This is a genomic window from Paraburkholderia sp. A1RI_3L, from assembly GCF_048957895.1.
In the GTDB taxonomy this organism is placed as follows: Bacteria; Pseudomonadota; Gammaproteobacteria; order Burkholderiales; family Burkholderiaceae; genus Paraburkholderia; species Paraburkholderia kururiensis.
This window is the reverse complement of the sequence record NZ_JARCHA010000005.1, coordinates 234,987-248,799: the sequence shown is the minus strand read 5'-3', so window position 1 is coordinate 248,799 and position 13,813 is coordinate 234,987. Positions and strand designations below refer to the sequence as shown.

At 65.9% G+C, this 13,813-nt stretch carries 12 protein-coding genes; 7 read left to right on the top strand and 5 right to left on the bottom strand.

All coding sequences use genetic code 11. The features are described from left to right. Window positions 1–12: 12 nt before the first annotated feature. The 5 genes from moaD to PXJ20_RS16500 form a co-directional block, all read right to left on the bottom strand. Window positions 13–270, bottom strand: coding sequence for a molybdopterin converting factor subunit 1 (moaD, locus tag PXJ20_RS16520; RefSeq protein WP_421029337.1), 258 nt, complete (start codon window positions 268–270; stop codon window positions 13–15). A gap of 46 nt (window positions 271–316) precedes the next feature. Next, window positions 317–1,552, bottom strand: coding sequence for a gephyrin-like molybdotransferase Glp (gene glp, locus PXJ20_RS16515; protein WP_421029338.1), 1,236 nt, complete (start codon window positions 1,550–1,552; stop codon window positions 317–319). Window positions 1,553–1,773: 221 nt separating this feature from the next. Beyond that, entirely contained in the window at window positions 1,774–3,225 is a 1,452-nt protein-coding gene (thrC, locus tag PXJ20_RS16510) for a threonine synthase (protein ID WP_421029339.1), read from the bottom strand. A 45-nt stretch (window positions 3,226–3,270) separates the two neighbouring features. Continuing rightward, window positions 3,271–4,608: a homoserine dehydrogenase gene (locus PXJ20_RS16505; protein WP_126877364.1), complete on the bottom strand. Its 1,338-nt coding sequence runs from the start codon at window positions 4,606–4,608 to the stop codon at window positions 3,271–3,273. A gap of 103 nt (window positions 4,609–4,711) precedes the next feature. Then, window positions 4,712–5,959: a pyridoxal phosphate-dependent aminotransferase gene (locus PXJ20_RS16500; protein ID WP_421030917.1), complete on the bottom strand. Its 1,248-nt coding sequence runs from the start codon at window positions 5,957–5,959 to the stop codon at window positions 4,712–4,714. A gap of 399 nt (window positions 5,960–6,358) precedes the next feature. Between PXJ20_RS16500 and PXJ20_RS16495 the strand changes: the two genes are divergently transcribed. The 7 genes from PXJ20_RS16495 (at window position 6,359) to PXJ20_RS16465 (ending at window position 13,811) form a co-directional block, all read left to right on the top strand. Next, window positions 6,359–6,733 (top strand): Mth938-like domain-containing protein, encoded by a 375-nt coding sequence (locus tag PXJ20_RS16495; RefSeq protein WP_017776754.1) that lies wholly within the window; start codon window positions 6,359–6,361, stop codon window positions 6,731–6,733. A 340-nt stretch (window positions 6,734–7,073) separates the two neighbouring features. Further along, the gene (locus PXJ20_RS16490) at window positions 7,074–8,783 is read left to right on the top strand and encodes a glycosyltransferase family 39 protein (RefSeq protein WP_421029340.1); all 1,710 of its coding nucleotides are present in this window, start codon (window positions 7,074–7,076) and stop codon (window positions 8,781–8,783) included. A gap of 106 nt (window positions 8,784–8,889) precedes the next feature. Next, complete coding sequence (locus PXJ20_RS16485) at window positions 8,890–9,261, top strand: SMR family transporter (protein ID WP_017776752.1); 372 nt, start codon at window positions 8,890–8,892, stop codon at window positions 9,259–9,261. A gap of 78 nt (window positions 9,262–9,339) precedes the next feature. Then, window positions 9,340–10,500, top strand: coding sequence for a DegT/DnrJ/EryC1/StrS family aminotransferase (locus PXJ20_RS16480; RefSeq protein WP_421029341.1), 1,161 nt, complete (start codon window positions 9,340–9,342; stop codon window positions 10,498–10,500). Window positions 10,501–10,738: 238 nt separating this feature from the next. Next, window positions 10,739–11,815, top strand: coding sequence for a glycosyltransferase (locus PXJ20_RS16475; RefSeq protein WP_421029342.1), 1,077 nt, complete (start codon window positions 10,739–10,741; stop codon window positions 11,813–11,815). Further along, on the top strand, window positions 11,812–12,747 hold the full coding sequence (locus PXJ20_RS16470) for a formyltransferase (RefSeq protein ID WP_017776749.1): 936 nt from the start codon (window positions 11,812–11,814) through the stop codon (window positions 12,745–12,747). The genes PXJ20_RS16475 and PXJ20_RS16470 overlap by 4 nt, the downstream gene beginning before the upstream one ends. Further along, window positions 12,744–13,811 (top strand): bifunctional UDP-4-keto-pentose/UDP-xylose synthase, encoded by a 1,068-nt coding sequence (locus PXJ20_RS16465; RefSeq protein WP_421029343.1) that lies wholly within the window; start codon window positions 12,744–12,746, stop codon window positions 13,809–13,811. Before PXJ20_RS16470 ends, PXJ20_RS16465 begins: the two co-directional genes overlap by 4 nt. Window positions 13,812–13,813 lie beyond the last annotated feature (2 nt).

The following is a 13,813-nucleotide window of genomic DNA, read 5'->3' as shown; positions in this document are numbered from 1 at the left end:
TGCGCAACGCGCTCAGCCGCCCGTGACGGGCGGGAAGAACGCCACTTCGCAACCGTCGGTGATGCGCGTGCCGGCGTCCGTCATCACGTGGTTGCAGGCCATACGCAGCGCGCGCCCTTCGGCGAGCGTGTCGGCCCAGACGCCGCCGCGCGCGCGCAGCCAGCCGCGCACGTCGCCGACGGTCGCGATGCCGTCCGGCACCTCGACGGATTCATGCGCGACGCCCAACGCCTCACGCACGCTTGCGAAAAATTTCAGCTGGATCTTCATGTAATCAAGCGGCGCCGGCCCTGCATGACAACGCCGGGCGCCCGCATCAGTAGAGCAGTTCGGAAAATGGCAGGAAGCGCACCGTCTCGCCTGCGCTGATCGCGTGATTCGGCGGGTTGTCGATGAGCCCGTCGCCCCACACTGTCGACGTCAGCACGGCCGAGCTCTGGTTCGCAAAGAGGTCGAGACCGCCCGCGGGGTTGACGCGCGCGCGCAAGAACTCGTTGCGTCGATCGGCCTTCGGCTGCGTGAAGTCGGCGCGCAGCGACAGCGCGCGCGGCGCGACCTGCTTCACGCCCGCAAGGCGCAGCACGAACGGCCGCACGAACAACAGGAACGTGACGAAGCTCGAGACAGGATTGCCCGGCAGGCCGATGAAGAACGCCTCGTCGCGGCCGGCTTCATCGTGCGCCCCAGTGCGCTCGCCACGCCGCACGGCGCCAAAGGCCAGCGGCTTGCCTGGCTTCATCGCGATCTGCCACATCGAGACCCGCCCTTCGGCTTCCACGGCGGGCTTCACGTGATCCTCCTCGCCCACCGACACGCCTCCGCACGTGAGAATCAGATCGTGCCCGCGCGCGGCGTCGCGCAGCGTGGCGCGCGTGGCGTCGAGCCGGTCGGGCACGATGCCGAAGTCCGACACCTCGCAGCCCAGGTTCTCGAGCAGCCCACGCAGCGTGAAGCGATTCGAGTTGTAGATCGCGCCGGGCCGCAGCGGCTCGCCGGGCATCGTCAGCTCGTCGCCAGTGAAGAACACGGCCACCTTGAGCCGCCGCCCCACGGCAAGCTCGGCACATCCAACCGAGGCCGCGAGTCCCAGTGACTGAGGCGTGAGCCGCGTGCCGGCGGGCAGGATGACCGAGCCGCGGCGGATGTCGGCGCCTTGGGCCGTGATCCATTCGCCTGCCTTGGGCGTGTGCAGCAGCGCGACTTCATCGCCGGTCGGCTCGGCCTGCTCCTGCATCACGATCGCGTCGGCGCCGGGCGGCACGGTCGCGCCGGTGAAAATGCGCGCCACCGTGCCGGGCTCGAGCGGTTGCGGCGCGTGGCCCGCGGGAATGCGCTGCGACACGCGCAGACGGACCGTGCCGTGCGCGAGGTCGGCCACCCGCACGGCGTAGCCGTCCATGGCGCTGGTGTTCATGGGTGGCACGTCGAGCGGCGACACCACGTCAGTCGCCAATACGCGATTGAGCGCATCGAGCGTGGGCAGCATTTCGACGCCGGCGAGCGGCCGGGCCGCGGCAAGCAGCGTGGCGAGCGCGTCGGCGGTCGACAGCATGGGAGGACGCGCGCCCGGTGAAGTCGGTGTGGACGGCGTGGAGGACGGAGAAGCGGGCGTGGACATCGTGCGGGTTCGAATGGGCTCGGACGACAGATCAGATCATTGTAGCGGCGCGCCCTGCCGCGTGCGCGGCGGGCGTCCGGGCCCTCTTCTGCCCGTGGCCGCCGCGCGGTGGAACCACAACGTTCAGCGGACCTCTAGCGGCCCCTTGGCGTGCCTCATTCGCCCGTATGCGTGGCGATGAAGTCCTTCACGCGCTGCGCGTCGGCCGGCAGCACGTCGAACCGTTGCGGCAGCGCTTCGAGCCCCTCGAACGCGGCCGGACGCTGCGGCTCGCGCTGCAACGCCTCGCGAATGGTCTCGCCGAACTTGACCGGCTGCGCCGTCTCCAGCACGACCATCGGCACGCCCGGTTGCAGATGCTCGCGCGCGACTTTGACGCCGTCGGCAGTGTGCGTGTCGATCATCGTCTCGTAGCGCGAAAACACGTCGCGGATCGTCACGATGCGGTCTGCGTGCGTGCTGCGGCCCGACACGAAGCCGAACTCGTGCACGCGCGCGAAGTCGCCGCTCGCCGCGAGATCGAAGCCGCCCTTCTCTTCCACGTCGCGGAACAACTGGACCACACGGGCCGGGTCGCGGCCCAGCAGGTCATAGACGAAGCGCTCGAAGTTCGACGCCTTCGAAATATCCATGCTCGGGCTGCTCGTGTGCCACGTTTCGGCAGCCTTGCGCACGCGGTAGACGCCCGTGCGGAAGAACTCGTCGAGCACGTCGTTCTCGTTGGTCGCCACGACGAGCTTCTCGATCGGCAGGCCCATCATGCGCGCGATGTGGCCCGCGCAGACGTTACCGAAGTTGCCCGAGGGCACCGTGAACGACACGCGTTCGTCGTTCGACTTCGTGGCCGCGAAATAGCCCGCGAAGTAGTAGACGACCTGAGCCACCACGCGCGCCCAGTTGATCGAGTTCACCGTGCCGATCTTGTGCTTCGCCTTGAACGCGTGATCGTTCGACACCGCCTTCACGATGTCCTGGCAATCGTCGAACACGCCTTCCACCGCGAGGTTGAAGATGTTCGGGTCCTGCAGGCTGTACATCTGCGCCGTCTGGAACGCGCTCATCTTGCGGTGCGGCGAGAGCATGAAGACGCGCACGCCGGCCTTGCCGCGCATCGCGTACTCGGCGGCGCTGCCTGTGTCGCCCGAGGTGGCGCCAAGGATGTTCAGCGTCTCGCCCGTGCGCGCCAGCGTGTACTCGAACAGATTGCCGAGCAGCTGCATCGCCATGTCCTTGAAGGCGAGCGTGGGACCGTTCGACAGTTCGAGCAGCGCGAGCGGCGTGCCGTTTTCCACGCCGAGCCGGTGCAGCGGCGTGATCTGCGCAGCGTCTTCGCCGGCGCGCACGTTGCAGTACGTCTGCGCCGTGTAGGTGCGCCGCGTGAGCGCGCGCAGGTCGTCGTGGGCGATGTCGTCCGCGAACTTCGCGAGCACTTCGAATGCGAGGTCCGCGTAAGACAGCGTGCGCCAGCGCGCGAGTTCCTCGGCCGTGACGCGCGGATACTCACGCGGCAGATACAGCCCGCCGTCTTTCGCGAGGCCGCCAAGCAGGATGTCGGAGAAGGAGTGACGCTCGCCGGCTCCGGCGCCGCGTGTGGAAACGTAATTCATGTGCGCTTTCCTGCGTGAGTTTCGTGTGCGGTCACTGGCTTGCGCTCAATCGAGCGATTCCATGCGCAGCTTCGTGACCTTCGACACGACGGTCGTAAGCGCCTCGATTTGCGCAATCGCGGCGTTGATGTTCTTTTCGAGCGTCTCGTGCGTGATCAGGATGATGTCGGTCTCGCCGCGGCCGCGTTCGTCCACCTGTTCGGACTCCTTCTGCAGCAGCGCGTCGATGGAAATGCCCGTGTCCGCGAGAATGCGCGTGATGTTGGCCAGCACGCCCGTCACGTCGGCCACGCGCAGGCGCAGATAGTAGCCGCTCGTCACTTCGTCGATGGGCAGGATCGGCGTGTTCGCGAGGCTGTCCGGCTGGAACGCCAGATGCGGCACGCGATGCTCCGGGTCCGCCGTATGCAGGCGCGTCACGTCGACGAGGTCGGCGACCACGGCCGAGGCCGTCGGCTCCGCGCCCGCGCCCTTGCCGTAATAGAGCGTGGTGCCCACGGCGTCGCCGTGCACCACCACCGCGTTCATCGCGCCTTCCACGTTGGCGAGCAGACGCCGTGCCGGAATCAGCGTGGGGTGCACGCGCAGCTCGATGCCGCGATCCGTGCGGCGCGCGATGCCGAGCAGCTTGATGCGGTAGCCGAGTTCCTCGGCATAGCGAATATCCGTGGCCGAGAGCTTGCTGATGCCTTCCACGTAGGCCTTGTCGAACTGCACGGGCACACCGAACGCGATTGCGCTCATGATCGTGGCCTTGTGCGCGGCGTCCACACCTTCGATGTCGAAGGTCGGATCGGCTTCCGCGTAGCCCAGCGCCTGCGCGCCCTTGAGCGCGGTGGCGAAGTCGAGGCCGCGCTCGCGCATCTCGGAAAGAATGTAGTTCGTCGTGCCGTTGATGATGCCCGCGATGTACTGGATGCGGTTCGCCGTGAGCCCTTCGCGCAGCGCCTTGATGATGGGAATGCCGCCCGCCACCGCCGCTTCGAACGCGACCATGACGCCCTTCGCGTGCGCGGCTTCGAAGATTTCCGTGCCATGCACGGCGAGCAGCGCCTTGTTGGCCGTCACCACATGCTTACCGTTGGCGATCGCGCGCAGCACGAGTTCGCGCGCAATGCCCGTGCCGCCGATCATTTCCGCGATGATCGAGATCGACGGATCGTCGACCACGGCGTTGAAGTCGCTCGTGATATCGACCTCTCCCGCACCGCCAATCGTGGCGAGCGCGGCCGTCGCCTTGGCGGGATTGCGCACCGCAATGCGCGTGATTTCGATGCCGCGTCCCGCACGGCGTTTGATTTCTTCCTGATTGCGGCGCAGTACCGTGAAGGTGCCGCTGCCCACCGTGCCGAAGCCCAGCAGTCCAACTTTGATCGGTTCCATGCAGCGTGTGTTTCTAAGGTGCGGGTTGATATGAAAAGGAACAGGCCGGGACAAAACAGATGCCGCACGTGCGGTGCTCACCTGCGCCGGCCCGGGCTCCGGCTCAGGTTGCGTGGCGCTTGCGGTAACCGTCGAGGAAGCGCGCGATGCGGTTGATCGAATCGGCGAGGTCGTCGACGTTCGGCAGGAACACCACGCGGAAATGATCGGGCGACTTCCAGTTGAAGCCGGTGCCCTGCACGAGCAGTACGCGTTCGGCGAGCAGCAGGTCGAGAATGAACTGCTGGTCGTTTTCGACCGGATACAGCTTCGGGTCCAGACGCGGGAACATGTAGAGCGCGGCCTGCGGCTTCACGCAGCTCACGCCCGGAATCGCCGTGAGCATTTCGTGCGCAAGTTCGCGCTGACGATAAAGGCGCCCGCCGGGTGCAATCAGCTCGTTGATGCTCTGGTAGCCGCCAAGCGCCGTCTGGATCGCGTACTGGCCCGGCACGTTCGGGCACAGCCGCATGGAGGCGAGAATGCCGAGCCCTTCGCAATAGTCCTTCGCACGCCGGCGGTTCTCGCCGCCGAGGCCCGAGAGGAACATCCAGCCGGCGCGGTAGCCGCACGAGCGGTAGCTCTTCGAGAGGCTGTTGAACGTAACCGTGAGCACGTCTTCGGAAAGTGCGCCGATCGACGTGTGCTCGCGGCCGTCGTAGACGATCTTGTCGTAGACCTCGTCGGCGAAAATGATGAGGCCGTGCTGGCGCGCGATCTCGATCAGGCCGAGCAGCAGGTCGTCGGGATAGAGCGCACCGGTGGGATTGTTCGGGTTGATGACCACGATGGCGCGCGTATTCGGGGTGAGCTTCGCGCGGATGTCGTCGAGGTCGGGCAGCCAGCCGTTCGCCTCGTCGCAGATGTAGTGGACGGGCGTGCCGCCCGAGAGGCTCACACCGGCCGTCCATAGCGGATAGTCGGGCGCGGGCAGCAGCACTTCGTCGCCGTCGTTGAGCAGCGCCTGCATCGCCATCACGATCAGTTCGGATGCGCCGTTGCCGATGTAGATGTCGTCCAGTTCGACGCCGCGCACGCCCTTCTGCTGCGCATAATGCATGATCGCCTTGCGCGCCGAGAACACGCCCTTCGAATCCGAATAGCCTGACGAATCGGGCAGGTTCAGGATCATGTCCTGAATGATCTCGTCCGGCGCGTCGAAGCCGAACGAGGCGAGGTTGCCGATGTTCAGCTTGATGATGCGATGACCTTCCTCTTCGAGGCGCTTCGCGTGCTCGAGCACGGGCCCGCGGATGTCATAGCAGACGTTCAACAGCTTGTTGGATTTGAGAATCGGTTTCACGGCGAGCAGATGAAGCAATAGGAAGCCAGGAGTTTCGTCAGGGCAATGGCTCGGGTGGCGCGGCAGGCTGTCCCCGTAACCTGACCCGGTCTCACGACCCGCTCCCACGATGGATGGGATGGCAAGCGTGAAGCGGTGCAATGGCGCGCGATGGGTGCCTTGGCTTGGGTATTCGCGGTCCTTGGCTTGTGGCGGGCGGCGCGCGAGGCGGGAAGCGCCGCGGGGGCGGCTAAAAAGCTATAATTTAGCGGATTTTGTCGGACTTCCGCAATGCAAGAACCGCGGCGGCAGGCCTCGAGGTCGGTCTGGATCAGCCTGGATGGTCTCGATCAACCCGCTTGCCACGCGGGCGCACCATGGCGGCACACCCACTGCGGCCCCGCATTGCCACAACCCGGAACACCGATTTTGAAATTACATCAGGACTCGAGCGGCGCGCTCAATACCGTCACGGGATACGGCCCCGACTACGTCGACATCAATCTCCAACGTCATACCGGCAGCGTCATCGTGCGGCCCGACGCACCGGTTGCCGCCTGGCCCGTCTCCTCGTTCGACGCCCTCACCCCCGAACTCTTCGAACAGTTGCTTTCCCTCGCGCCCGAGGTGGTCGTGTTCGGCAGCGGCGAGCGGCTGCGCTTTCCCCACCCGCGGCTCACGGCCGTGTTGACGGGCCGCGGCATTGGCGTCGAGACCATGGATTTCAAGGCCGCCTGCCGGACCTACAACATCCTCATGGCCGAAGGCCGCAAGGTCGCGGCGGCGTTGCTGATCGAAGCCTGAGCAACGTCCCGGCGAGGCCCGAAGACGGGTTGCGGCAATCGGCCCGAACGGGCCGCCTGCCCGCCTGCAGCCGTTCATTTTTCCGTCCTCGCGCCGCGATGGCGTAAACTGCGCGGCAATTCGCGGCCGGCCGGCTTCGCCGTAGGGTCGTTCCGCCGTAGGGTCGGGCAACATCCGCGCGTGCGAGTTTCGGCCGAACTTCGGGCCATCGGTATGGCGATGCTATGCCGCAGCCTTCCGTGCTCCGGGCGAGGCAGTGAAGCGAAACGCCGCCCCATGCCGCTTTCCCCGGACCGCCCGGCCCCCTGTCATTCCCGAACAACAACAGGTCATATCACCCATGAACGATACGCCGTCCCGGCTACCGCTCAATCGAACCACCATCCTCCTGCTTGTCGTGGCGCTCGCCGTCATCTGGTTCGTGCCGCTCGGCTGGCGCCATTTGCTGCCGAGCGACGAAGGCCGCTACGCCGAAATGGCGCGCGAAATGTTCCTCACCGGCGACTGGATTACGCCGCGCTACAACGGCTATAAGTACTTCGAAAAACCGCCGCTGCAAACCTGGGCCAACGCGCTCACGTTCGCGGCGTTCGGCATCGGCGAATGGCAGGCGCGGCTCTACACGGCGCTCGCCGGCTTCGCGGGCGTCCTGCTGATCGGCTTTACGGGCGCGCGCGTGTTCAATGCGGCGGCCGGCGTGTTCGGCGCCCTCGTGCTTGCCACGTCGCCGTACTGGAACCTCATGGGCCACTTCAACACGCTCGACATGGGCCTGTCGCTGTGGATGGAACTCACGCTCTGCGCGCTGCTGCTCGCCCAGCGCCCCGGTCTGCCCAGGAATCAGGCGCGGCTCTGGATGGGGCTGTGCTGGGCCGCGATGGGGCTCGCCGTACTCTCGAAGGGCCTGGTCGGCCTGATCCTGCCGGGCGCCGTGCTCGTGCTCTACACGCTCGTCTCGCGCGACTGGGCGCTCTGGCGCCGGCTCTACATCGTGAGCGGCCTCGTGGTATTTCTCGCCATCGTGCTGCCCTGGTTCGTGCTGGTGCAGGATCGCAACCCCGAGTTCTTCAATTTCTTCTTCATCGTCCAGCAGTTCCGCCGTTATCTGACCCCGGAGCAGAACCGGCCCGGAGCGTTCTACTACTTCGTGCCCGTGCTGCTCGTCGGCTTCCTGCCGTGGCTTTCTGTCGCGGGGCAAAGCCTGCGCCATGCGCTGCGGCTGCCGCGCCAGCCGAACGGCTTTTCGCCGGTGCTCGTGATGGTGGTCTGGACCGCCTTCATCTTCCTATTCTTCAGCGCGTCGCATTCCAAGCTGCTCTCGTACACGCTGCCCATCGCGCCGCCCATCGCGCTCGTGATCGGCCTGTACCTGCCGCTCGTGCCGCGCGAGTCGTTCCGGCGCCATCTGCTGGGCTATGCGGTGTTTCTCGTTGTCGCGGCGATTGGCGCGCTGTGGCTGTCGCGGCTCGGCGATGCGCGCAATCCCAACGCGTTGTACCGCGCGTTCCAGGTGTGGGTGGAGGCGGCCATCGCGGTCGCGTTCGTGCTCACGCTTGCGGCGCTCTGGCTGGTCCGAGGCCGCCGCCGTGGCGGCGCGGCGGATGGCAACCGCGGCGCCGGCATCGGTGCGGCTGCGGTCGCCTTCGGCGCCGCCTGGCTCTTGCTCGGCACGATTGCCGGCACGGGCCACGACGTGTTCGGCCGCCTGAGTTCGGGTGCGCCGCTCGCGCCGGCCGTGAAGGCCGAACTCGCGAAACTGCCGCCCGATACGCCCTTCTATTCGGTGGGCGTACTCGATCACACACTGCCGTTCTATGTGAACCACACGATGATCATGGTCGAGCATCCGGATGAACTCGCGTTCGGCGTGAGCGTCGAGCCGAAAAAATGGGTACCGACCATCGACGAATGGCTGCGGCGCTGGAAGGCCGACCGTTACGCGCTTGCGCTCATGTCGCCGCAGCGCTACGAGCAGTTCGCCGCGCAAGGCCTGCCGATGCGCGTGGTCGCGCGTGATCTGCGCCGCGTGGTGGTCGAGAAGCCGTATTGATGCAGACCGATGGGCCGGCACCGGCACGCGCCGGCGCGGCCCGCAGGCAAACGCTCTGAAACCCAGCGAAAGAACCCTCAAGAACCGAGGAAATGGACACCCTTCGATGAATCCCGTCTCGCTTATCTGCATCCTCGCCGGCGTTGCCCTCAACGCCTGCGCCCAACTGCTGCTCAAAGCCGGCGTCAGCGCCGTTGGACACTTCGAATTCACCCGTGCGAACATCCTTCCGGTCGGGCTCAAGCTCGCCATGCAACTGCCCATCATCGGCGGCCTTGCGTGCTATGTGGTGAGCGTCGTCGTGTGGATTCTGGGCCTGTCGCGCGTGGACGTGTCCGTTGCCTACCCCATGCTCTCGCTCGGCTACGTCGTCAACGCGTTCGCCGCGTGGTATTTATTCGGCGAAGCGCTGACGGTCCAGCGGCTCGTCGGCATCGGCATCATTCTGATCGGCGTGTTCATCCTGGCGCGCAGCTGACGCGCCGCTTAAGCTTTTCGTAAGCAGCAGGCCGTCATCCTTGCAGGTCGCACCCTTTTTCTTCGATTCCAGCCACTCATGACCCAGCCAACCGACTCGTCCTTGCCGTTCCTGCCGTTCGTGCGCCCCGAAATCGACGAAGCCACCATCGCGGGCGTAGCCGACGTATTGCGCTCGGGCTGGATCACGACGGGCCCGCAGAACACCGCCTTCGAAGCCGCGCTGTCGGAATTCTGCGGCGGCCGGCCGGTGCGGACCTTCAACTCCGGCACCGCCACGCTCGAAATCGGTCTGCGCATTGCCGGCGTGGGTCCGGGCGACGAGGTCATCACCACGCCCGCGTCGTGGGTCGCCACGAGCAACGTGATCCTGGAGGTGGGCGCAACGCCCGTGTTCGTGGACATCGATCCGCGCACGCGCAACATCGACCTCGAGCGCGTCGAAGCCGCCATCACGCCGCGCACGAAGGCGATCATCCCCGTCTACCTCGCGGGGCTGCCTGTGGACATGGACCGTCTCTACGAGATCGCGCGCCGCCACCAGCTGCGCGTGATCGAAGACGCGGCCCAGGCCTTGGGCTCCACGTGGCACGGCGAGCGCATCGGCAAGCTGGGCGACATCGTGTCGTTCAGCTTCCATCCGAACAAGAACCTGACCTCGATCGAGGGCGGCGCGCTCGTGCTCAACAACGAGGACGAAGCCGTGCTCGCGCAGAAGTACCGGCTGCAGGGCATCACGCGCACGGGGCTCGACGGCATGGATTGCGACGTGCTGGGCGGCAAGTACAACCTCACCGACGTCGCGGCGCGCGTCGGGCTCGGCCAGATGCCGCATCTCGCGCGCTTCACCGCGCAGCGCAAGGCACTCGCGCGGGCCTATTTCGCCGGCTTCGAAGGCAGCGCCGCGGTGCGCCTCGGCGTCGGACTGCCGGTCGCGGATTTCGAGAACAGCAACTGGCACATGTTCCAGATCACGCTGCCGCTCGAACGGCTCTCGATCAGCCGCGGCGAATTCATGGAGCAGTTGAAGGCGCGCGGCATCGGCTCGGGCGTGCACTATCCGGCCATTCACCTTTTCACGCTGTACCGCGCGCGCGGCTTCAAGGAAGGCATGTTCCCGCACGCGGAGCGCTTCGGCGCGAGCACGGTCACGCTGCCGCTCTTCACACAGATGAGCGCGGACGACGTCACGCGCGTGTGCCGCGCTGTGAACGAAATCTGCGAAACCTGCGCGAAATGAGTACGCACTGAGTACGAAACGGGCGCAAAACGACGACGAAACAAGCAGGAAAGAAGTACGAAACGAGCGCGCAATGAACGCACGCGCGCGCAACCGAAGTACGTCGGGCCGCCGCGGCAGCCCGACGCGCTGAACCAGGCGCAAGACCTGGGAGCCGCCCTCCGTGAGCCGAACCTGAGCGGAGAGCCGAACGGAGACGGATGGAAGCGCAACCCCTCGAAACGGAAAACAACGACACATGAGTCAAACCGAACATCGCTCCTCGCTGCTGGACCGGACCGAACGGCCCGAGGTCTCGGTCGTCATCCCCGTCTACAACGAGGAAGCCGGCCTCGCGGCCCTGTTCGCGCGTCTTTACCCAGCGCTCGATGCGCTCGGCACCGGCTACGAAGTGATCTTCGTCAACGACGGCAGCCGCGACCGCTCGGCCGCGATGCTCGCCGAGCAGTTCCGCGTGCGCCCCGACACCACGCGCGCCATCCTGCTCAACGGCAACTACGGCCAGCACATGGCGATTCTCGCGGGCTTCGAGCATGCGCGCGGCGACATCGTCATCACGCTCGACGCCGACCTGCAGAACCCGCCCGAAGAAATCGGCAACCTCGTCGCGAAGATGCGCGATGGCTTCGACTACGTGGGCACCATCCGCCGGCAGCGCCAGGACTCGCTGTGGCGGCGCAAGGCGTCGCGCGCCATGAACCGGCTGCGCGAGCGCATCACGCGCATCAAGATGACCGACCAGGGCTGCATGCTGCGCGCCTACAGCCGGCACATCGTCGATACGATCAACCGCTGCGGCGAAATCAACACCTTCATTCCCGCGCTCGCCTACACCTTCGCGCAGAACCCCGTGGAAATCGAAGTGGGCCACGAGGAGCGTTTCGCGGGCGAGTCGAAGTACTCGCTCTACAGCCTGATCCGGTTGAACTTCGACCTCGTCACGGGCTTTTCGGTGGTGCCGCTGCAGTGGCTCTCGTTCATCGGCGTGATCCTCTCGCTCGGCTCAGCCGCCCTCTTCGTGCTGCTGCTGATTCGCCGCTTCATCATCGGCGCGGAAGTGCAAGGTGTGTTCACGCTGTTCGCCATCACGTTCTTCCTGCTCGGCGTGATCATCTTCGCGCTGGGGCTGCTCGGCGAATACATCGGACGCATCTACCAGCAGGTGCGGGCACGTCCGCGTTATCTGATCCAGACCATTCTCGAGGACCGCGACGCGCAGGCCTTGCGCGCAACCAGCGCGGCCAGCCCGTCCATCGTTTCTACCGTTTCTACCGCTTCCACCGCTTCTTTCGCCGATCCGGGGGCGAATCCATGAAACCGCGTGCTGTCGTATTCGCCTATCACAACGTCGGCGTGCGCTGCCTGCAGGTGCTGCTCGCGCGCGGCGTGGACGTCGCGCTCGTGGTCACCCACGAGGACAACCCCGCCGAGAACATCTGGTTCGGCAGCGTCGCTTCGGTGGCGGCCGAACACGGTATTCCCACCATCACGCCCGCTGATCCGAAGAGCGCGGAGTTGCGTGCAGCCGTGAGCGCCGCACGGCCCGACTTCATCTTCTCGTTCTATTACCGCCACATGCTGCCCGCCGACCTGCTCGCGCTCGCCGCGCGCGGCGCGTACAACATGCACGGCTCGCTGCTGCCGAAGTACCGCGGCCGCGTGCCGGTCAACTGGGCAGTGCTCAACGGCGAGACCGAAACCGGCGCGACGCTGCACGAGATGGCGGCGAAGCCCGACGCGGGCGCAATCGTTGCCCAGACGCCCGTGCCGATCCTGCCCGACGACACGGCCGCACAGGTGTTCGACAAGGTGACGGTCGCGGCCGAGCAGACGCTGTGGCGCGTGCTGCCCGGGTTGCTCGCGGGCGAGGCGCCGCATCTGCCCAACGACCTCGCGCACGGCAGCTATTTCGGCGGCCGCAAGCCCGAAGACGGCCGCATCGACTTCGCGAAGCCCGCCCGCGAGGTCTACAACCTGATTCGCGCCGTGGCGCCGCCCTACCCGGGCGCTTTCACCGACGTGGACGGCCAGCGTTTCGTGATTGCCCGCGCGCGGCTCGCGCCGCCGGGCGCGGTCCCCGCAGATTTGCCGCCGGGCCTCGCGGTAAGCGATAATGCCCTCCTCGCGATCTGCGGCGACGGCCGTGCGATCGCCATTCATGAATTGCGGCACCAGCACGACGGCATCGAGACCGTCGTCACGCCGGCCGGATTCGCCCAGCTCATTCATTCTTCCCGTCATTCATGAAAACCGAAGGTTTCGCCAAAAAAGTCCTGATTCTGGGTGTCAACGGCTTCATCGGCCATCACCTGTCCAAACGCATTCTCGAAACCACCGACTGGGAAGTCTTCGGGATGGACATGCAGACCGAGCGCCTCGGCGACCTCGTGAATCATGAGCGGATGCACTTCTTCGAAGGCGACATCACGATCAACAAGGAGTGGGTCGAGTATCACGTGAAGAAATGCGACGTGATCCTGCCGCTCGTCGCGATCGCCACGCCCGCCACCTATGTGAAGCAGCCGCTGCGCGTGTTCGAGCTCGACTTCGAGGCGAACCTGCCCATCGTGCGCTCGGCCGTGAAGTACGGCAAACATCTGGTGTTCCCGTCGACCTCCGAGGTCTACGGCATGTGCACCGACGAGCAGTTCGACCCGGACGCCTCGCCGCTCATCTACGGCCCGATCAACAAACCGCGCTGGATCTACGCGTGCTCGAAGCAGTTGATGGACCGCGTGATCTGGGGCTACGGCATGCAGGAAGGGCTCAACTTCACGCTGTTCCGTCCGTTCAACTGGATCGGGCCGGGCCTCGATTCGATCTACACGCCGAAGGAAGGCAGCTCGCGCGTGGTCACGCAGTTCCTCGGCCACATCGTGCGCGGCGAGAACATCAGCCTCGTGGACGGCGGCGCCCAGAAGCGCGCTTTCACCGACATCGACGACGGCATCGACGCGCTCATGAAGATCATCGAAAACAAGGGCGGTGTGGCGTCCGGCAAGATCTACAACATCGGCAATCCGTCGAACAACTACTCGGTGCGCGAGCTCGCGAACAAGATGCTTGCGCTCGCCGGCGAGTACGCGGAATACGCGGATATGGCCAAGCAGGTGCAGCTCGTGGAAACGTCGTCGGGCGCTTACTACGGCGCCGGCTACCAGGACGTGCAGAACCGCGTGCCGAAGATCGACAACACGATGCAGGAACTCGGCTGGGCGCCGAAGTCCACCTTCGACGACGCGCTGCGCAAGATCTTCGAAGCGTATCGCGGCCACGTCGCCGAGGCGCGCGCGCTCGTCGAGCAGCAGTAAGC